The organism is Terrabacter sp. 2YAF2, from assembly GCF_052114705.1.
In the GTDB taxonomy this organism is placed as follows: Bacteria; Actinomycetota; Actinomycetes; order Actinomycetales; family Dermatophilaceae; genus Terrabacter.
Genome location: NZ_JBFRFG010000019.1, coordinates 61,235 through 80,909, shown reverse-complemented (window position 1 = coordinate 80,909; position 19,675 = coordinate 61,235). Strand labels below are relative to the sequence as shown.

Below are 19,675 nucleotides of genomic sequence, written 5' to 3'. Positions count from 1 at the left end.
GGCCGCGCCCGAGACGAGACGTCGGCCGCGGGCGACCGCCCCCGGCGCCCCCACCGGGTTCCCCACCCGGCCGCCGCCCGGCGACGCGGAGTCCGGGTCGCCGTCGAGGTCGTCGTCGAGGTCGTCGTCGAGGTCGTCGTCGAGGTCGTCGTCGAGGTCGTCGTTGAGGTCGTCGTTGAGGTCGTCCTCGGGACCGTCCCCGTGGAGCGGGCCGGAGACGGCGGCATACGGCCACCCGGCGGCGGCGCCGAGCAGCACGTTCTCGTCGACGGACAAGGCCTCGAGCGTGCCGAGGTAGTGCGCCCACGGTCCCGACAGGTCCGGCGTCTGGACCCCTTCGGCGAGTCGGCGCCGCACCTCAGGGTCGTTGAGCCGGCGCAGCGCGCCCGCCAGGGCGCGCTCGTCCTCGGGCGGGACGAGCAGCCCGTTGACGCCGTCGACCACCTGCTGCGAGAACGGCGCGATGTCGGAGGCGAGCACCGGCAGACCGTGCGCGTGGCCGAGGATGACGTTCTGCGACGCCGTCGCCGACCGGTAGGGCAGGGCGAGGACGTCGTGGTCTGCGAGCAGCGCGGCCAGCGCGTCGGCGGGCACGTAGCCCTCGCGGATCTCCACCCGGCCCGCGAGTGCAGGGTCGGCCGCGAGGTCGGTGATGACGTCGCGGTTGGCGCCCCAGATCTCACCGGCGACGGTCAGCGTCACGCCGGGGACCGACCGCATGGCGCGCAGGAGGACGTCGATCCCCTTGTGCTCGCGGATGAGTCCGAGAGCGAGCAACCGGGTGGGACCGAGCCGTTGGCCCCGCGCGACGGGGTCCCCGCCGGGAAGGTGCGGGGGCAGCTCGGCCACGGACACCCGACGGGCGCCGAGGTCGTGCGCCACCCGCGCCTGGTCCGCGCCGTGCACGAGGACCGAGTCGACCCGCGCGAAGAGCATCGACATGAGGCGGGCGTCGCCGACGTGCGACTCGTGCGGGAGGACGTTGTGGCACACGACCACCGACTGCGGTCGAGGGCCGGGCGCGCCCGGCACCGCGCCGGCGGCCCGGAGCAGCACGAGATGCGCGGGGACGACCGCGGGCATCACGTGGACGACGAGGATGGCGTCGACCTCGCGCAGGCGCCGTCCGGCGCGCACCCAGGTGTCGGGGCGAGCCCAGCTGAGCGCGCGGATCGTCCGCGGGAAGGGGGGCACCTCCGGCTGGCCGTCGGGCACCGACGCGTCCGCGTGGTGCAGCCCTGAGGGGTAGAGGTGCGCCCACGAGACCAGCGTCACGTCGTGCCCGGCCTCCACCAGGTGGTGGGCCAGCATCGTCGTGTGCGCCGCGACCCCGCCCTTGTGCGGGTGGGTCGGACCGACGATGGCGATGCGCAGCGCGGCCGATCCCGTCGAGTCGTCCGTCCCGGCCGCACGCTCGAGGTGGCGGGAGGCTCCGGCAGTCGCGGCGGACCGGTGGCCCCGCACCGGGGAGCCCTGTGGCAACGCATCCGTCATGGTGCTCCGACTCTAGTTCCCGGAGTATGCCGCTGGGCGTGCTGTCGTCCCGCCCTCGCGTGTCGGGGGGGCGTGCCGACGGGGTGTCGCCGCGGGTCGACGCGTGCTGACGACGCCGGCGCCCCCCTTACGCTGGGGCGCATGACGACGGACGGCATGACGACGGTCCCGCCCCGTGACGTGCTGGTGCGGATGGTGGCGTCCGACCCGGGGCGGCCGCGCCTCACGTGGTACGACGACCTAACCGGGCCCACCGAGGGTGAGCGCATCGAGCTCAGCGCGCGCGTCCTCGCCAACTGGGTGTCCAAGGCCGCGAACCTCCTGCAGGACGACGCCGCGGCGGGCCCCGGCACGACGGTCGGCCTCGACCTTCCCGCGCACTGGCGCTCGCTCTACTGGGCCCTGGCGACGTGGTCGGTCGGTGCCACCGTCGTCGTCGGCGACGCAGCCACGGGGGCCGACGTCCTCATCACCGACTCCCCCGCTGCGGCCGCCGGCCACGGCGGCGACGCCGTCCTCGTCTCGCTTCCCGCGCTCGCCCGCAGCCACCCTGAGGCCGGCGACGCGCCGGGCGCCGTCGACGAGGCACGCGAGCTGTCCACCCACGGTGACCTCTTCTCCCCGATGTCCGACGCCGAGCCGGACGACGTCGCTCTGGCCGCGGGTGGGGCCGACACGGCATACGGGGCCCTCGTCGCGGCGGTCGCCGACTGGGGCCCGTCGCCTCGAGTCGCCCTCGCGGGCGGCCTCGAGGAGGTGCTGCGCCAGGCGCTGGCCGCCTGGGCGGCCGACGGCTCGATCGTGCTCGTGCGCGGTGGGCGCGGCGATCTGGGCGACCGTCTCGCGGCCGAGGGCGTCAGCGTCGACGCACGCGAGAACGCCTGAGGCGCAAGGGACTCAGGCGGACAGCCGGTCGAAGAGCGACCACGTGCGGGACGCCACCACGCCGGTGCTCGCCAGCCCGGCACGCGCCTGCGCCACCTTGACGGCTTCACGTGTCGCGAGGTCGAAGACACCCGTCTGGTTCACCCCGAGCAGCCGCTGCACCGCCATGACCTGCGGGCCGGTGTCCCCCGCGCGCAGCACCGTCGACCGGTCGGCCACGAACGGGAAGTCGCGCGCCTCGAGAACGTCCCAGAGGTCAGCCGTCACGACGCCCGTCTGCGGCAGGGCCAGCGAGCGCTGGAGGGAGACGACCTTGTCGCGGGTCACCGTCCCGAAGACGCCGTCGACGGCTAGGCCGCCGAGGGCCCGCTGCAGCACCCGCACGGCAGCGCCGCGCGACCCGGTCGCCAGCGTCAGGCTCTTGTAGGCGGTGTAGCTCGTGCCGACGTCGACGCTGGCAACCCCGGCGCTGGTGCGTGACGACATGCTGGCGTAGACAGTCATGGCAGAACTCCTCCCGGTTGTCGTGGTGCGCAGGTCCGCGGTGACCACCGTCGGAACCATCGGCATTGCTGTGCTGTCAAGGGGATCCGGCTGCGGCGGGCTCAGGAGCGCCACCGTCCTGGCCGTGGCCGACCAACCGTGGGCGAAGAGGTTCAGCTGGGTCCTGGAGTCGGCCACACCGGTCTGCGGGAGGCCCGCGAACTTCTGGTAGGCCTTGACCCGCGCCGTCGTCAGGTTCCCGTAGAAGCCCGTCGTCGGCAGCGCACCGAGCTTCGCCTGCAACGTCCTGACGGCGGCCGAGGTCATCCCGAGCCGCAGGGTCGGGTAGGTCTTCGGCGCGGGCGCGTGCGCCGGGGCCGCGGTCGCGCCGGTCCAGCCGCGTACCCACAACCGGGCCTGCGTGACCGGGTCGGCGACGCCGGTCTGCGGCAGCCCGACGAACTTCTGGTAGGCCTTGACCCGCGCCGTCGTCTGGTTCCCGTAGAAGCCCGTCGTCGGCAGCGCACCGAGCTTCGCCTGCAACGTCCGGACGGCAGTCGAGGTCGTGCCGAGCCGCAGGGTCGGGTAGGCGGCCGTGACGCTCCTCCAGCCGCGAGACGCGAGGACCGCCTGCGTGGTCAGGTCGGCGGCGCCGGTCCGCGGCAGGCCCACGAACGCCTGGTAGGCGATGACCCTGGCCCTGGTCTGGTCCCCGAAGAAGCCGGTGGTGGGCAGGTTGCCGAGGCGCGCCTGCAGCTGGCGCACCGCCTCGGACCGCATGCCCGGCGAGAGCGCGCCGGGCTTGGGCGGCACCGGGGTCGTGGGCGTGGTGGGCGGCTTCGGCGGGGTCGTCGGGAGGGTCGCGCCGGCCGGCGGCAGGGAGGTGAGGTAGCTGCGCGTCGGGACGCCCGTCCACCACGACGTGCGACCGGCCGCGCCGTCGTAGTTGAAGCTGAAGTGGATGTGGTCGGTGTGCGGCGACGAGCCGGAGTAGGGGGCCCACCCGCGCTCCGGGGCGTAGGACCGCCACATCTTCTTGTTGTGGATGATGTACATGATCCCGAAGCGGCGGGCCATGGCGCCCTTGACGCCGTTCTTGTCCGGTGCCGTGAGCCACGTCAGCACGGACTGCGCGACGGCTTCCTGCGACGGGTTCTTGACGTTGAGCATCCAGTCCCACGCCCGGCCGTCGTAGTGCTCCGAGACGTCGTGGCCGCAGGTGCGACCCATCAGGCCCAGCGAGCCCATCCCGTAGTGCGAGGTCATCAGCCGGGCGAAGGCCACGACGCCGGGACGCGGCACCGGGTCGCAGAGCGTCTGGGCCTGGTAGGGCACGTAGACGTCGAGGCCGCCGGGCAACGGCCGGGTCGGCGGGGCCTGGACCGCTGCCGCGGAGGACACGCACAGGGGCACCGTGAGCACAGGGAGTGCGACGGCCAGCCACAGCGGGCGTCGGCGCAGGGCCATGGTGAACCTCTTGTCAGGCCGGGAGGGGTTGATTCTGGGTCAAAAAGGGTTTACTGCCGCCCCATTTATGCACTCCAGTCACAGCCATCACAAGGCGTTCCAGCGAATTACAAGCCTGTTCTTCTCATCCGCCGGGAATGACACCGCTGTCATTCGTCTGCATGACGTCCGCTGCTCCAAGCCGACGCCGAGCACGTATGCCGGCCGGCCGGCATACGTGCTCGGCGACCACACGTCGGGCTCGTCGTGTGGGGCGACCCCACGCCACCCCCGGCCACCTACGTGGATAGAGTCCGGCCATGGACAAAGTCGTCTCCACCCCCCAGGAGGCCATCGCCGGGATCAGCGACGGAATGTCGCTCTCGGTCGGCGGTTTCGGCCTCTGCGGCATCCCCTCCGTTCTCATCGCAGCCATCCACGACGCCGGCCTCACTGGTCTCGAGGCCGTCTCGAACAACTGTGGCGTCGACGACTGGGGACTCGGCATCCTCCTGCGGGACAAGCGGATCCGTCGGATGATCAGCTCCTACGTCGGTGAGAACAAGGAATTCGAGCGGCAGTACCTCTCCGGTGAGCTCGAGGTCGAGCTGACGCCGCAGGGCACCCTGGCCGAGCGGCTGCGCGCCGGCGGCTCCGGCATCGGCGCCTTCTTCACGATGACGGGTGTCGGCACCCAGATCGCCGACGGCGGGCTCCCCTGGCGCTACGACGACGCCGGCAACATCGCGGTCGCCTCCCCGCCCAAGCAGACCCAGGACTTCGAGTGGATGGGTGAGACCAAGACGTTCGTCCTCGAACAGGCCATCACGACGGACTTCGGCCTCGTGCGGGCGGCGAAGGGTGACCGCCACGGCAACCTCGTCTTCAACCAGTCCGCCCGCAACTTCAACCCGCTCTGTGCCATGGCCGGCCGCGTCACGGTCGCCGAGGTCGAGGAGCTCGTCGAGCCGGGTGAGCTCGACCCGGACCAGATCCACCTGCCGGGCATCTTCGTCCAGCGGGTGCTGCCGCTGACCCCCGAGCAGGCCTCGGACAAGCGCATCGAGCGCCGCACCGTCCGTCCGCGCGTCGCCTCGACCCAGACCGAGCAGGAGGCCTGAGATGGCACTGACCCGTGAGCAGATGGCCGCCCGCGCCGCCGCCGAGCTGAGTGACGGCGCCTACGTCAACCTCGGCATCGGGCTGCCGACCCTGGTGCCCAACTACGTGCCCGACGACGTCGAGATCGTGCTCCAGTCGGAGAACGGCATCCTCGGCGTCGGCGCCTACCCCCTCGACGGCGACGAGGACCCCGACCTCATCAACGCCGGCAAGGAGACCGTCACCCTGCGCAAGGGTGCCGCCTTCTTCGACTCCGCCACGAGCTTCGGGATGATCCGCGGCGGCAAGGTCGACGCCGCCATCCTCGGCGCCATGCAGGTCAGCCAGGGCGGCGACATCGCCAACTGGATGATCCCCGGCAAGATGGTCAAGGGCATGGGCGGCGCGATGGACCTCGTCCACGGCGCCAAGAAGGTCATCGTGCTCATGGAGCACAACGCCCGGGACGGCTCCTACAAGATCGTCAAGGAGTGCTCGCTGCCCTACACCGGCCGCGGCGTCGTGCAGCGCATCATCACCGACCTGTGCGTCCTCGACGTCACGCCGGCCGGTCTGGTGCTGCGCGAGCTCGCACCCGGGGTCAGCGAGGAGCAGGTGCGCGAGCGCACCGAGCCCGACCTCGTGGTCGACCTGGGGTAAACGCCACATCACAGGTTGGCCAATACGGCTTATTGTCCCACTTTCGACTTTCGCCACTTTGATCCCATATGTAGCATCGGTCACGTTTCCTGACGCGAATGGATCTGGCGATATGACCGATAAAACCCGTACGAAATCGACCTTCAAACCCCGCGTCTGGATGGCGCGCAGCACCTGCGGTCTGCTGGTGGCGAGCACCGTGACGCTCGCCCCCGCACTCGGCGGCGCAGGTGCGGACGCCGCACCGAGCCCGCACCCCGTCAAGACGGCGGTCTCGAGCACGGACCTGTCCGTCCTGCGGCCGCACGCCCGAGCTGCCGCACCGGACGCCGAGCTGCGGGCTCGCGCGGCCCAGGTCACCGGCTCCGCCACGCCGGCCAAGTCGGCTGCTCCGGCTGCCGCGTCGCCGTCGGCGGCGGCTCCGCGCACTGCCGCCCGGGCTGCGGCACCCGCTGCACCCGCAGCGCCGCTCGGCACCGCTGACCAGACGGTCGACATCCCCGTCCACGGCAAGCTCGTCGGGCTCTCGTGGCCCGCCGACGTCGCGCCCGGCAGTGTGCTGGCCGTTGCCTGGCGGACCCAGCAGAAGGACGGCACCTGGTCGTCCTGGACCCCCGTCGCCGACACCATGATGGTCGACTCCGGGGGTCGCACGTCGGGGCGCCACGCCACCGACCCGATGTGGATCGGTGACGCCACGACCGTCCAGCTCCGCTTCCCGGCGGGCGACGCACGACTGGCGCACGCCCGGATCGACGAGATCGACCCCGGCGCCTCGCCGGCTGACGCGCCCAGCGTCGCGCCTGCAGGCAGCGCGGTGGCCCTGACCAGCAAGCCCGTCATCCGCACCCGCGCCCAGTGGGGGGCCGACGAGTCCCTGCGGAACGGCTGCATCCCGACCGTCGGCCGGACCGTCAACGGCGTCGTCGTGCACCACGATGCCGGCTCGAACAACTACACCGCGGCCGACTCCGCCGCCATCGTGCGATCGATCTACGCCTACCACACCAAGGTCCAGGGGTGGTGCGACATCGGCTACAACGTCATCGTCGACAAGTACGGCCAGGCCTTCGAGGGCCGCTACGGCGGACTCAACGTGGCGGTGCAGGGGGCCCACGCCCTCGGCTTCAACGAGGACAGCTTCGGCGTCTCCATGCTCGGCAACTACATGACGGCGACGCCGACCGCGGCCGGCATGGACATCCTGGCCCGCGTCATCGCCTGGCGCCTCAGCGGGGTCTACCGCAACGGCACCGGCACGACCCAGTGGCACGGCGGGGCCGCGACGACGCGCTACCCGAACGTCGGCACCTACACCCTGCCGATGATCATCGGGCACCGGGACGTGAACTTCACCGAGTGCCCGGGCACCAACCTGTACGCGCTCCTGCCCAGCCTGCGCACCCGGGTGTCACAGCTGATCTCCTACACCTCGAGCCCGCTCTACTCGCGCTACGCCAGCACCGGCGGTGCGCCGAAGTGGGGGCCGGTGTGGATGGCGGAGACGGCCGTCGGCGCCGGCATGAACGAGACGGTCGCCTCCGGCGGGGCACGCTTCTACACGACGCCGCGGTTCGGCGTGCGCTGGATGGGCCCGGGTCTCGACGGCATGTGGCGCCAGCTCGGCTGGACGAACTGGGGCGGCTACCCGTGGACCGACGAGCTCGCCACACCGGCTGGCTGGTACGTGGAGCTCGACCGTGGCAAGACTCTAACCATGAGCCGAACGGGGATCGGCACCTGGACGGAGGGGGCCGTGCGCAGCTACTGGGTCTCACGGGCCAACGGTTCCTACGGGGTGCTCGGGATGCCGGCCGAGCGCATGAGCCTTGTCGCCGGCTTCTGGCAGCAGCACTTCCAAGGCGGCACCGTCTACTACAACACGGCCACCGGCCAGACGGTGCACACCGAGGGCGGGATGGACTACTTCTACCGGCAGCGAGGCTTCCTCACCGGCAGCATGGGCACCCCGAAGGGCGACGTCGTCAAGACGACCTACGGAGCCCAGCAGAGCTTCACCAAGGGCGTGCTGCGGTGGAACCGCGTCACCGGAGCGATCACCTTCGGCTGAGCCCAGCCCGGGCCGAGACACCAGAATGCCGTGAGGGGGTGCGCCGACCAGGCGCACCCCCTCACGCATGCGCGTCGGTCAGTTGAGTCCCACGTAGCTGCTCGGCGGCAGGGCCACGGCGTTGCGGCCCTTCCAGACGCCACCACCGAGGTCGGGGTAGAGCCAGGCCTGGCCCGAGGAGTCCCGCGCGAGCACGTCGGCGCCGCCGAGGCCGTCGACGTCACCGACCGGCACGAGCTGGGTCATCGCGTTCCATCCGCCTCCGAGGTCGACGCGCGAGGTCCACCGGGAGACGCCGTCCCGGGTGTAGAGCCACAGGGTGCCGGTGGCACGCTCGCGCGCGATGATGTCGGCGTTCCCGTCCCGGTTGGCGTCACCGACGCCGATGATCACGTCCATGGCGTTCCAGCCGGGGCCGAGGTCCACCGACGTGGTCCACCCGCCGCACGTGCCGTCGCCCTGGAAGAGCATGAGCCGGCCGTCGCTGCGCCGGGAGATGAAGTCGGCCCGGCCGTCGGAGGTCAGGTCACCGACCCCGATGAGCTCGCCGTAGGCCGACCAGTCCCCCCGAACCGGCACCCGCGTGCCGATGGTGCCGACGGCCGACAGGGGGTAGCACACCCGTTGCCCGGTGGCCCGGACGCGGCCGAGGATGTCGGCGCGGCCGTTCCCGTCGAGGTCTCCCGCCGTCTGGAGCATGTCGAGGGTCTGCCACCCCGGCCCGAGAGACGTACCTGAGCCGAAGCCCACGCCCGCCGCGGGAGCCTTCCCCGGCAGCCGCATGAGCAGGCCGCTCGGAGTGACGCCCAGGACATCCGGCTGGCCGTCGCCGGTGAGGTCACGGCGCAGGTGGTCGACGTCGGTCAGGGTGAACCAGTTGGACCGGATGCCGAGCAGGGAGCGGATGCGCTCGCCGGAGACCTTCGAGGCGGTGCCAGACGTCCCGACGAGGTCGGCCGAGAGCACCCGGCCACCCCACTGGCCGTGGCCGTCCCGAGTCAGCACGACGTCCCGGAGCGAACCGATGGCCGGGTAGGCGCTCTCGAGCTTGCTGCGGAAGCCGGTCGACCCGCTGATCGACCAGGTCGAGCCAGAGGTCGACGCGTCGTAGGGGTCCGGCTGGGCGACGAGGTACGGCACGCTGCCGGCCACCATCCAGCCGCCGTTCGACGAGGAGAACATCGTGAGCGCGGGTGCCCCCGCGTAGCGCACCGTCATGCCCGCCGTGGCGGTCGTCGCGGCGGTGACGGCAGCGTTGCGGTAGTCGCTGATGAGGCTGCCGTCCGAGCGGTAGTCGGCGAGACCGCGGTAGACCTGGCACGACGTCGAGTCGCAGACGTCATACGCGGAGCCCCATCGCGGGTGGGCCTTCTCGTAGGCCGCGTACGTCCGCGCGGCGACGGCTTGGCTGCGCAGCGCCTCGGCACGCCAGGAGGTCGGCATCTCGCTTCCCACGACGCTGACCAGGTACGGCTCGAACGTCGTGCCGTTGAAGGTGCTCAACCCGCTGCCGTTGACGGCGGCGCCGATGGCGTCGGGGTAGTCGCGCCGGACGCCCCCGGGCAGCGTGAGCCGCGTCCGATGGGTGGTCGGGTTGTCGAAGACGACCGGAGTCGGCAGCGCCGCGCCCGCGGCATACCCCGGCGGGGTGTACTCGACCCAGGCGGCGCCGGTCTGGTCCCAGGAGCTGACGGTGAGCCCGGCCCCCCGTCGGGTCACGCGCCAGGCCGTCGTCGTCGGGCTGGTCGGCAACGGCGTCGCCGCGTCGCTGCCCACCCGCAGGGTCTGCCCCGGGGCCGCGACCACCTCGGTCGCGCCGTCGGTGTCGGCCGTGATGCCGATCCGCAGTGCCGGGTCGCCCTGGCTCGCGAGGGTCGTGCCGGGGAAGTAGAAGGCGATGATCTGTGACCACGTCAGCCCTTGCAGGGCCGCCCCCTGGGCGCCCCACTGGGACATCCCCATCCCGTGACCGAACCCGCGTCCGCTGATCTCCACGCTGCCCGTCGACGGCAGCGACAGAGAGTCGGCGTGACTCTCGGCGGGAGGCATCCCGACGAACAGGGCGATCGCGACCGCGACCCCCATGCGGAAGACCCTGACACCTGACATGACTCTCCTTCGACGTCGGAGCAGGCCAGCCCTCCCCCCGTGGTGGCCATTGGATCGGACCCGCTCCACGCCCTACCGACATGTGGGTCAATTGGGACTCAATCGTGACATACGGCACGCATCGAAACGCTTGCACGACCCGGTCGCACGCTCCCCGGAGCTCGACGGGATCAGCCCGCGCGCACCATGCCGTCCCACGCCTGCGGTGAGGTCATCGTGGTGGACTCCCGCCGGTAGTCAGCCCGGAGCCGCCGCCAGCGGACCAGCACCCGCGCCGTCTCGGTGCCGATGGCCCACAGCTGGCGACGTGCCAGCCTCCGGTCGCGCACCCGCGCCGGATGGGGTTGACCGGTGGGGCTGACGATCGTCGCCAGGTCCAGCCCTCCGAGCCGGGCCACGTCTGCGTCCCGAAGTGGGACGAGGGTCGTATGCCGCTGGGCCGGCGCCCAGACGAACGCGCGCAGCAGCGCCCCGCCGAGACTGCTCCGCTCGGGAACGCTCGCCGCGACGGGGCCCTCGTCGGGAAGGGCGGGGGTCGGGCGCGACCGATCCGGCTCGCCGGCCGTCGTCCGCAGGAAGCGCTCCTGGCGCTCGCGCACGGCGCCGAGACCGCGGGACTGCTCGGCGACCAGTGCCTCCGGACCCGCGCCGAAGGCCCTCAGCCCCTCGAGTGCGAGGTCCGCGGCGCCGTAGGCCATCGTGACGGTGTGCTCGGCGGCTCGCGCGGCGACGCCGACGACCAGTCGTAGGGGTAGCGCGGGGCCGTGGAGCGCGGCCGTGACCAGCCGGTTGCGGGTGAGGTAGAAGACCTGCCAGTCGACCGCGGTGTCCTTGTCGACCCAGGGGACGTGCCACACGCCGATGCCGGGGAGCGTCCGGGTCCGACGGCCGAGCTTCCGGGCTCGCAGGCCGAGCTCCACGTCGTCCCACTTGATGAAGAAGGGCATGCTCAGACCCGAGTCCCGCAGGAGGTCCGCGGGCACCAGGCACATCCACCAACCGGAGTAGTCGACGACGTGTGAGCGGCGAACCGCGGGGACGCTGGACGCGGGCTGCTCGCCGAGGTCGACCAGGGCCGCCCCGTCCGGAGGGGTGCGCCAGATGAAGGCCCGGGGGTCGATGACCTCGCCGGTCGAGTGCAGCATGGTCGGCGCGCTGGAGTAGAGCATGTGGGCGCCGACGAGCCCGTCGTGTCCTAGTGCCGCCGCGGCCGCGGCGCGCTCGACGACCTCGGGGTCGAGGACGATGTCGTCGTCCAGGAGCAGCACATGGGTGATGGCGCCGGCCGAGCCGTCAGGCCCGGGGGCGAGCAGGTCGGCCATGCCGCGCGAGAACCCTCCCGAGCCGCCGAGGTTCGGTTGGCTGATCAGCGCCAGCCGGTCTCCCAGCCGCCCGGCGACCTCGGCGAAACCGGCCGACTGGCTCACCGGCGTGCTGCCGTGGTCGACGACGACGACACGGTCGAGCACCCCCGGATCGACCCGGGCCAGGGCCGCGAGCACGGCGAGACAGAAGTCCGGACGGTCGAGGGTCGTGATGACCGCGCCGATGCTGACGGCGCGGACCGGCCCCTCGACCTCGTACGTGAGCGCCGAGGCGCACACCCCCGACGGGGCACCTGAGGTGAGCTCGGCCCAGACCCACTCGTCCGGACCGTCAAGGCGCAGGGCCGCCTCGCACGTAAGGCTGGTGCCGGCGACCTGCCACTCGTCGAGCAGGCGCCTCCCTCCCCCGGGCCCGACGCCGAAGAGGCGCAGGCTGCCGTGGCCGGCGAGCTGCGCGCGGAAGCGCCCCTGTCGCCGACCGGTCAGCTCGTGCCAGCCGTGAGCGGGAAACCCGCCCGCATACGTGTCGAGACCGAGCGTCGAGCCCGGTGGCACCGAGAGGACGTCACGACGCCCTGCCGGCAGGTGCGCCCCGCGCACGTACACGGGATCGGCACCAGCCGGGGCGTGCGGGTCCGGCACCAGCCCACGCTGCACGACCGTCCACGTCGCGTCCTCGTCACCGTGCCCACCCCCGGGGACCGCGGTCACGAGGCGCTGCGGGCGGCTTGTAGCATGAGGCGACCGTCCGCGCCCTCAACGAGAGATCTCCTCGCCTTCATGACGAACTGGCACGAGGCCACCCCCGCCATTCTTGTGGCCTTGGGCCTTCTCTTCGCCCCCGGGGGGATCGTCGGGCTCCTCATGGGCCTCAGGCTACCCGTAGCCATCGGCCTGGCCCCGCTCCTGTCGGGTGCTGTGGTCGCCCTGGCCGAGCTGCTCAACGGGTTCGGCGTGGCGGCATACGGGCTGGGTCTGCTGGCGGTCAGCTTCGCGGCCGCGCTGCTCGTCGCGGTGGCCGTGCGCCTCCTCGCCGGCGCCGCACGGCTGCGCCCCGACCTCGGTCTGGCGCTGCTTTGGTGCCTCGGGATCGGCGGCGGCTTCCTCATCGCCGCCTTCGGCTACATCCGCGGCGTCGCGGTCCCCGACGAGTTCCCGCAGGCACCGGACGTCCCCTACCAGGCCAACCACGTGCGCTGGGGCATCGACACCGGCAACGTCAACCCGTTCAGCTTCGCGGAGATCGGCGGCCTCGGTGACCACCTCCGCGGCTTCTACCCCTCCCTGTGGCACGGCTTCACCGTGCCCGTCGCCGAGCTCACCGGCGCGTCCGTGCCGGTGGCCATCAACGCGATGGACGTCGCGATGCTGGCAGCCTTCACGGCCGGCTGCGTGCTCCTCGCGAACCAGCTGATCACCCAGCGCGCCAGCGTCACGCTCTGGAGCGGCGTGCTGTCCGCCTCCTTCGTCGCCTTCCCCACGTTCATGTTCACGTGGAGCGGGGTGCTGCCCAACATCCTCGCCATTGCCCTCTTCCCGGCGCTGCTGGCGCTCGTGCTGGAGTGGCTCGACCAGCGCGCCAGCTCACGTCTCGACGTGCGCAACGGGGGCCACCGCTCCCGCGTCAGCACGAGCGCGTACGCCGAGTCCGGCCCGGAGTCCGACGAGACGACCGCCGGGCTGGCACTGGCCGGACCGGACAGCGCGGGGGTGCCGCTGCTGACGCGCCCGCAGATCTACGTGCTTCTGGTCGTGGCGGTGCCCACGATGATCCTCGCGCACCCCAACACCATCTTCTCGGCGGCGCTCATGCTCGTGATCGCCGCCGCCACGACGGCCATCGACTGGCTGATCCTGCGGGTGTGGCCGCCGCGCGGGGTGCTCGTGCGCACCGTGGCCACCCTAGTCGTCGCGCCGCTGGCCACGGCCCTGGCCTACCACACCAGCGCCGTCCAGCAGATGGTGCAGTTCAACTGGCCTCGCGTCGAGTCGGTGCCCCAGGCAGTGGGCGAGGCGATCACCAACGCCACGTCCACCCCGTGGGTCAACACCGCCTTCGTCCCCGTCACCGTGCTCGTCCTCGGCGGCATCATCGCCGCCATGCGCACGCGCCGGCACTGGCTCGTCACGGCCTATGTCGCGTGGGTCGTCCTCTACGCCTCGACCCAGTCGAGCGACCCGCTCGGCAACGCCCTGAGCGGCCTCTGGTACCACGACCGGCACCGCGTCGCTGCTTTCCTCATCGTCACCGCGGTCATGCTCGCCACCTTGGGCGCCGTGACAGCCTGCGATCGGCTGCTCGTGGCGCTGCGGCCCGCCGTCCGCTTCCTCGCCGACCGAGCGCCGTCGCTCCGCCTCACGCCCCGGATCACGATCACCGCCAGCGCCCTCGCCGTCGTCCTGGGTCTCGGCGCCTTCCTCTGGGCCAGTGGGCTCAGTGACCGCGACTCGCGCATCGAGGTGCTCCAGAGCACGTTCCCGGTGAGCAACGACAACAACAAGAACGCCCTGATCACCCGGCAGGAGCAGGCGTTCTTCTCCACCCTCGGGCGCTACGTCCCTGCCGACCAGCGCATCGTCAACAACGCTTGGGACGGCAGCCCGCTCATCTACGCCCTCAGCGGCGTTCCCGTCGTGACGTACTCGATCGCGTCCTCCCCGAGCGATGCCGCGAAGTACCTCTCGCTGCACGTCGACCGCATCGCCGACGACCCGCAGGCGTGCGCTTCCGCGAGGCAGCTCAACGCGCGCTACGTCATCACGAGCGGGCCGCCTGAGTTCGTCAACGAGCCCGCCGTCAAGTTCTGGGCCGGTGTCACGGCCGTCAAGCCGTCGAGCACCTTCGAGGTGGTGGCACGCAGCGGGCAGTCCACGCTCTACCGCATCCACGCCTGCGGCTGGAGCTGAGCCGGGCGCTTCCAGCTGCCCGAGCGCTGCCGGAGCGCCGGCCGAACGCTGCCCGACTGCGTCGGGCAGCCCTCAGGACTCGGCGGGCTGAAACCGGAGCGGGGTGGACAGCAGGGCGAAGTGCTTGCCGCCCCCCTCGACGAGGAAGTGGTAGGACGCGCACGAGGCGTGCTCCTGCCCCTCGGCATCGAACCACGCGCGGACGACGTACTCGCCGGCCTGGAGAGGCAGGCCGGGCAGGTCGACCGAGGCGCGGGCGGACCCGCCGACGACGGGAACGTCCTGCGAGCCGTCGACGAGGGGCAGCCCCCGGTCGTCGAGGAGCTCGACCCGGAGGTTCACCGTCGCCACGGGTTGGTTCATCTGTGCCTCGACGCGAAGAGTCAGCGGGGTGCCGGAGGCGACGTCGGTCACCTCTCGGTCGGTGTCGTCGCGAAGGTCCATGGCGATGGGCCCGATGACCTCGTGCGACGAGCCGAGCCGGTCCTGCTCGTCCAGGTAGGCGGACACCACCGTGCCCGCGTCGCCGAGCGCCCGTTGCGCGCCCCGGTCCAGCCACAGGGCGGAGTCGCACAGGTCGCGCACCTGCCCCATCGAGTGGGTGACGAGCACGATCGTCGTGCCCTGGGTCTGGAGCTCGCCGAACTTCGCGGCGCACTGGCGCTGGAACTGCTCGTCGCCGACCGCCAGCACCTCGTCGACGAGGAAGAGGTCGGGCTGGATGTGGATCGCCACCGAGAATCCCAGTCGGACGTACATGCCCGACGAGTAGTTCTTCACCGGAGAGTCGATGAACTCCCGGATGCCGGAGAAGTCGACGATGTCGTCGAAACGTGCAGCGGTCTCCTTGCGGGACAGCCCGAGGATCGAGGCGTTGAGGAAGACGTTGTCGCGCCCGGATAGCTCAGGGTGGAAGCCGGAGCCGAGCTCGAGCAGGGAGGCGACGCGTCCGCGCGTCTGGATCGTGCCGGAGTCGGGGACGAGGATGCCGGCGATGCACTTGAGCATCGTCGACTTGCCTGACCCGTTGCCTCCGAGCAGGCCGAAGGTGTGCCCGGCCTCGACCTCGAAGGTCACTCCCTTCAGGGCCTCGTAGACCTCGAAGTTGGACCGGCTCCCGCGCAGGAGGACGCTCTTGAGGGAGGCGTTGCGCTCGTGGTAGAGCCGAAAGCCCTTGTGTACGTCGTGGACGGAGACAGCCGGTTGTCTCATATCTCCTCCGCCAGACGCGGTTCGAAGCGGCGGAACACGGCCCAGCCGATGACGAGCACGGCGACGGAGGCGACCACGAGGTAGCCCACCGAGGCCACACCGGGCCAACGGTGGTAGTAGAGCGCGTCACGCACGATGTTCACCGCAGAGACCATCGGGTTGGCCTTGTAGAGGAGCAACACCCACTCGTTGGTCACGACCTTGGTCAGGTGTTCGTAGGGGTAGATCACCGGCGTCGCGTAGAACCACAGCTGGAAGACGATCACCATCAGGTGCGACGTGTCGCGGAAGTAGACGTTGGCGATCGAGAGGAGCAGACCGATCCCGGTGGTGAACGCGAGGACGGCCAGCAGCGCCAGGAGCGCGAGGGGCAGCCACAGGAAGGGCATGGCGCCTAGGACGACGAGCAGGACCAGCAGGACGGCGAACTCGATGAGCGAGGTGACGCCCTGAGCCGCCGTCGCGGACCCGACGAGGAGCGCCCGCGGGAACGCCGCCTTCTGCACGAGGTTGGCATTGCCCGTCAGCGACAGCATGCTCATGGTCGCGCCGGTCGTGAAGAAGTTCCACGTGATGATCCCGCAGAGCACCCAGACCGGGAACGAGTTGAGACCGTTGACGCCGGTCTCGGGCTCGACCCGGAAGATGAACTTGACGACGATCGTGAAGATGATGACCTGGGCGACCGGGTTGGCCAGCGACCAGAGCCAACCCAGCGCCGTGGTCTTGAACTTGCCCCGCAGCTCCCGCTGGACGAGGTTGGTGAAGAGCTCCCTGGCCGGGACGAGGTCCCGCAGGGTCGTCAGCGGCCGGGACTGCACCGTCACTCGAAGTACCTGCGCCAGGCGTCCGCGGACACCCAGCCCGCGAACCCTGTCTGGTAGGTCTTCTGGAGCTCGTCGACGCGGCGCAGCATCTCGACGTGCAGCTGGGCCACCCGGCGGAGCTGGTGGCGCATCGTCTCGGTGTCACGCACGCGCATCGAGACCCCTGCGCCGTCCGCGGTGGAGACGATGGCGCGGTCCAGCCTGGCGAGCACGGCCCAGTGGGCGACGAGGCCGGAGAGGTCTGCGTCCTGCTTGGTGCGGTTGCGGACCACACCGCGCTTCGCCGTCGCGACGAGGGCGCCGAGGATCTTTCCGGCTCCGTCGACCTTGCCTCGAGGCCTGCGGGTGAACCGGTCGACGTCGACCGGGCTGAGCGTGGAGCTGAAGTCCTCGGGCACGGAGTCGAGCACCCGCGCGTCCGGGAACAGCGAACGGGTCTCACGGATCCGCTGCATCACGGTGGGCAGGTCGTCGGCGATGTACTCAGGGCCGCGGAGCAGGTCGCTCAGCGCGAGCGCGCCCAGCTCGATCGCGGAGTAGTTCATCGTCAGGAGGTTCTTCGTGACGATGCGGAGGTTGTCGCGGATCGTGGAGCGCACCTCGTCCGGCTGTCCGTGCACGATGGCCGTGAGCATCCGGTTGCGGCACTCGAAGTAGGCCGTCCAGTCGGTCTGGACGTCCTTGAGGTAGAACGGCTGGTGCCACACGGCGACGCCCGGGAGGGTGATCGTCGGGTGACCGGCCGCGCGCGCCCGGAGGCCGTACTCGACGTCGTCCCACTTGATGAAGACGGGCATCGCCAGACCGATCTCGGCCATGACCTCACGGGGGATGAGGCACATCCACCAGCCGCCGAAGTCGGCTTCGAAGCGGTTGCTGAGCCCCGGCTCCTTCCACAGCGTGACCTCGCTCAGCTCGATGTCCTGCAGGTCGTCTGCGACGGCCTTGGTGCGGAAGGTCGAGCGGTCGACGAGGTCGCCGGTGTTGTGCAGCTTCGACTGCGCCCAGAGGTCGAGCATGTGCCCGTGGACGAGCACCCGGCCACCGGAGGCGCCGGCGAAGAGGATCGCCCGGTGGAAGCTCTCCGGCTCCGGGCTGATGTCGTCGTCGGTGAGGATGACGTCACCCGCGGACTCGTTCTGCAGCACCTCGAACATGGCCCGGCTGAAGCCGCCGCTGCCGCCGAGGTTTGGCTGACGGACCACGCGAACCCGACCCTCCCAGGCCTTGGACACGTCCTCGAAGTCCGGGTGGTCGGAGACGAGCTGGGTCCCCTGGTCCACGACGACGACCTCGCGGACGTGGCGCACGCTCTCGGGGTCGCTGATCAGCCGCGCCATGGTCGCGACGCAGTCGTCGGTGCGGTTGAAGGTGCAGATGCCGATGGTGGCGCCCCGGACCTCGATCGGCTCGGGCGCGTGCCACGAGGCGCTGACCAGGGTGGTGTCGGTCAGGGCGCGGATGCCGAACCAGTAGGAGCCGCCGTCGGCGAAGCGCTTCTCGATGGGCAGGGTGAGGCGGACCGTCTCCTTGCCACGGACGACGCGTGCGGTGTCGTGGGTCACTCGGCCGGCCCCGCTGGAGCGGTAGACGTCGATGCGGCAGTCGCCCTCCACCGTCACCTCGAGGATGACGTCGGACAGCGAGGTCCAGCGGCGCCAGTAGGCGGCCGGGAAGGCGTTGAAGAAGCTGTCGAACGTGACGACGGTGCCCTTGTCGATGGTCAGCGACCTGCGACCGGTGATCTCGAAACCCTCGACCGACGTCTTGTCCATGCCGGTGCCGGAGCGGGCGTAGACGGGCACGAGGTCGGGTGAGACGTCACTCTCCGGAAGGACCACCCTCGCGAGCAGCGTGTCCGTCGCGGCGTGCTGCCCGTCGTCCGAGTCGGTGTGGGCCATGGTGTCGGTGTCCGTCATTCGTCGACTCCTCCGCTTTCGATGGCTGCACCCGTCGTGAAGTGCTGCTCGAGCTTGTTGTCGACCATGCTCAGGGCGGCCCCGATGGCCATGTGCATGTCGAGGTACTTGTACGTGCCGAGGCGGCCGCCGAAGAGGACGCCCCGCTCACCCTTCGCCCGGTCGCGGTACTTCAGCAGCCCGTCGCGGTCGGCAGGGGTGTTGACGGGGTAGTACGGTTCGTCGTCGCCCTCGGCGAAGCGCGAGAACTCGCGCATGATGACCGTCTTGTCCGTGGGGTACGCCCGCTCCGGGTGGAAGTGCCGGAACTCGTGGATGCGCGTGTACGGCACGTCGGCGTCCGGGTAGTTCATGACCGGGGTGCCCTGGAAGTCACCGACCTGGAGCACCTCCTCCTCGAAGTCGAGGGTGCGCCAGCCGAGGCGGCCCTCGGCGTAGTCGAAGTAACGGTCGACCGGCCCGGTGAAGACCACGGGGACGTTGCCGATGACGTTGTCCTTGTTCAGCGGCTGGCTCGCGTCGAAGAAGTCGGTCTCGAGCTTGACCTCGATCCGGTCGTGGTCGGCCATCCGCTCGAGCCACGCGGTGTAGCCGTCGACCGGCAGACCCTCGTAGGTGTCGTTGAAGTAGCGGTTGTCGTAGGTGTAGCGCACGGGGAGGCGGCTGATGATGTCGGCCGACAGCTTCTCCGGGTCGGTCTGCCACTGCTTGGCGGTGTAGTGGGCGATGAAGGCCTCGTAGAGCGGGCGCCCGATGAGCGAGACGCCCTTCTCGACGAAGTTGTCGGGCACCTTGTCACCGAGCTCGGCGGCCTGCTCGCGGATGAGGGCCCGGGCCTCGTCCGGGGTGTAGGCGGCCCGGAAGAACTGGTTGATCGTGCCGAGGTTGATCGGCATGGGGTACACCTCGCCCTGGTGGGAGGTGTAGACACGGTGCACGTAGCTCGTGAACTTCGTGAACTCGTTGACGTAGTCCCAGACCCGCTGGTTGGAGGTGTGGAAGAGGTGGGCGCCGTAGCGGTGCACCTCGATCCCGGTCTCCGGCTCGTTCTCGCTGTAGGCGTTGCCGCCGATGTGTGAGCGCCGGTCGATGATGACGACTTTGCGTCCGAGGCGCTCTGCACACTGCTGGGCGACCGTGAGGCCGAAAAGTCCGGATCCGACGACGACGAGGTCCGCGTCCACACATGCTCCTTGTGATTGAGGTCCGGGACAGGCTATCCGATCGTTCCGGACC

At 70.8% G+C, this 19,675-nt stretch carries 13 protein-coding genes; 5 read left to right on the top strand and 8 right to left on the bottom strand.

Annotated features, from left to right (window positions below; all coding sequences use genetic code 11):
- Nucleotides 1-1,494 (bottom strand): glycosyltransferase family 4 protein (locus AB4030_RS18245; RefSeq protein ID WP_442280627.1); only part of this gene is annotated, 1,494 nt, incomplete at its 3' end.
- A 141-nt stretch (nucleotides 1,495-1,635) separates the two neighbouring features.
- Here AB4030_RS18245 and AB4030_RS18240 point away from each other — a divergent pair.
- Nucleotides 1,636-2,379, top strand: a complete 744-nt coding sequence (locus AB4030_RS18240) for a TIGR03089 family protein (protein WP_442280626.1) — start codon at nucleotides 1,636-1,638, stop codon at nucleotides 2,377-2,379.
- 12 nt (nucleotides 2,380-2,391) lie between these two features.
- Here the strand turns inward: AB4030_RS18240 and AB4030_RS18235 are convergent, their stop codons facing one another.
- Nucleotides 2,392-4,329: a peptidoglycan-binding domain-containing protein gene (locus AB4030_RS18235; RefSeq protein WP_442280625.1), complete on the bottom strand. Its 1,938-nt coding sequence runs from the start codon at nucleotides 4,327-4,329 to the stop codon at nucleotides 2,392-2,394.
- Between the two features lie 299 nt (nucleotides 4,330-4,628).
- Here AB4030_RS18235 and AB4030_RS18230 point away from each other — a divergent pair, with 299 nt between their 5' ends.
- From AB4030_RS18230 to AB4030_RS18220, 3 genes are all read left to right on the top strand, one after another.
- The gene (locus AB4030_RS18230) at nucleotides 4,629-5,429 is read left to right on the top strand and encodes a CoA transferase subunit A (protein WP_442280624.1); all 801 of its coding nucleotides are present in this window, start codon (nucleotides 4,629-4,631) and stop codon (nucleotides 5,427-5,429) included.
- Nucleotide 5,430: 1 nt separating this feature from the next.
- Nucleotides 5,431-6,069 carry a CoA transferase subunit B gene (locus tag AB4030_RS18225; RefSeq protein WP_442280623.1) on the top strand — a complete coding sequence of 213 codons (639 nt, stop codon included), beginning with the start codon at nucleotides 5,431-5,433 and terminating at the stop codon, nucleotides 6,067-6,069.
- A gap of 160 nt (nucleotides 6,070-6,229) precedes the next feature.
- Complete coding sequence (locus AB4030_RS18220) at nucleotides 6,230-8,140, top strand: N-acetylmuramoyl-L-alanine amidase (RefSeq protein ID WP_442280622.1); 1,911 nt, start codon at nucleotides 6,230-6,232, stop codon at nucleotides 8,138-8,140.
- A 78-nt stretch (nucleotides 8,141-8,218) separates the two neighbouring features.
- On the opposite strand, the gene AB4030_RS18215 is transcribed toward AB4030_RS18220, so the two are convergent.
- Nucleotides 8,219-10,249, bottom strand: coding sequence for a SpoIID/LytB domain-containing protein (locus tag AB4030_RS18215; protein WP_442280621.1), 2,031 nt, complete (start codon nucleotides 10,247-10,249; stop codon nucleotides 8,219-8,221).
- Between the two features lie 170 nt (nucleotides 10,250-10,419).
- On the bottom strand, nucleotides 10,420-12,285 hold the full coding sequence (locus AB4030_RS18210; protein WP_442280620.1) for a glycosyltransferase family 2 protein: 1,866 nt from the start codon (nucleotides 12,283-12,285) through the stop codon (nucleotides 10,420-10,422).
- A gap of 69 nt (nucleotides 12,286-12,354) precedes the next feature.
- Between AB4030_RS18210 and AB4030_RS18205 the strand changes: the two genes are divergently transcribed.
- Nucleotides 12,355-14,481 (top strand): DUF6541 family protein, encoded by a 2,127-nt coding sequence (locus tag AB4030_RS18205; protein WP_442280619.1) that lies wholly within the window; start codon nucleotides 12,355-12,357, stop codon nucleotides 14,479-14,481.
- A gap of 72 nt (nucleotides 14,482-14,553) precedes the next feature.
- On the opposite strand, the gene AB4030_RS18200 is transcribed toward AB4030_RS18205, so the two are convergent.
- The 4 genes from AB4030_RS18200 to glf are packed head-to-tail and all read right to left on the bottom strand — an operon-like array spanning nucleotide 14,554 to nucleotide 19,623.
- Complete coding sequence (locus AB4030_RS18200) at nucleotides 14,554-15,693, bottom strand: ABC transporter ATP-binding protein (RefSeq protein WP_442280618.1); 1,140 nt, start codon at nucleotides 15,691-15,693, stop codon at nucleotides 14,554-14,556.
- Nucleotides 15,690-16,520, bottom strand: coding sequence for an ABC transporter permease (locus AB4030_RS18195; RefSeq protein WP_442280617.1), 831 nt, complete (start codon nucleotides 16,518-16,520; stop codon nucleotides 15,690-15,692). The genes AB4030_RS18200 and AB4030_RS18195 overlap by 4 nt, the downstream gene beginning before the upstream one ends.
- The gene (locus AB4030_RS18190; protein ID WP_442280616.1) at nucleotides 16,517-18,439 is read right to left on the bottom strand and encodes a glycosyltransferase; all 1,923 of its coding nucleotides are present in this window, start codon (nucleotides 18,437-18,439) and stop codon (nucleotides 16,517-16,519) included. Before AB4030_RS18190 ends, AB4030_RS18195 begins: the two co-directional genes overlap by 4 nt.
- Nucleotides 18,436-19,623, bottom strand: a complete 1,188-nt coding sequence (gene glf, locus AB4030_RS18185; protein ID WP_442280615.1) for a UDP-galactopyranose mutase — start codon at nucleotides 19,621-19,623, stop codon at nucleotides 18,436-18,438. The genes AB4030_RS18190 and glf overlap by 4 nt, the downstream gene beginning before the upstream one ends.
- Nucleotides 19,624-19,675: the final 52 nt, after the last annotated feature.

Bases quoted from the DNA above. Each gene is read 5' to 3' on its own strand.
- AB4030_RS18230 (WP_442280624.1), top strand. From the start codon at position 4,629: ATGGACAAAGTCGTCTCCACCCCCCAGGAGGCCATCGCCGGGATCAGC.
- AB4030_RS18220 (WP_442280622.1), top strand. From the start codon at position 6,230: ATGGCGCGCAGCACCTGCGGTCTGCTGGTGGCGAGCACCGTGACGCTC.
- AB4030_RS18235 (WP_442280625.1), bottom strand. From the start codon at position 4,329: ATGGCCCTGCGCCGACGCCCGCTGTGGCTGGCCGTCGCACTCCCTGTG.
- AB4030_RS18240 (WP_442280626.1), top strand. From the start codon at position 1,636: ATGACGACGGACGGCATGACGACGGTCCCGCCCCGTGACGTGCTGGTG.
- AB4030_RS18215 (WP_442280621.1), bottom strand. From the start codon at position 10,249: ATGTCAGGTGTCAGGGTCTTCCGCATGGGGGTCGCGGTCGCGATCGCC.
- AB4030_RS18200 (WP_442280618.1), bottom strand. From the start codon at position 15,693: ATGAGACAACCGGCTGTCTCCGTCCACGACGTACACAAGGGCTTTCGG.
- AB4030_RS18205 (WP_442280619.1), top strand. From the start codon at position 12,355: ATGACGAACTGGCACGAGGCCACCCCCGCCATTCTTGTGGCCTTGGGC.
- AB4030_RS18225 (WP_442280623.1), top strand. From the start codon at position 5,431: ATGGCACTGACCCGTGAGCAGATGGCCGCCCGCGCCGCCGCCGAGCTG.
- AB4030_RS18190 (WP_442280616.1), bottom strand. From the start codon at position 18,439: ATGACGGACACCGACACCATGGCCCACACCGACTCGGACGACGGGCAG.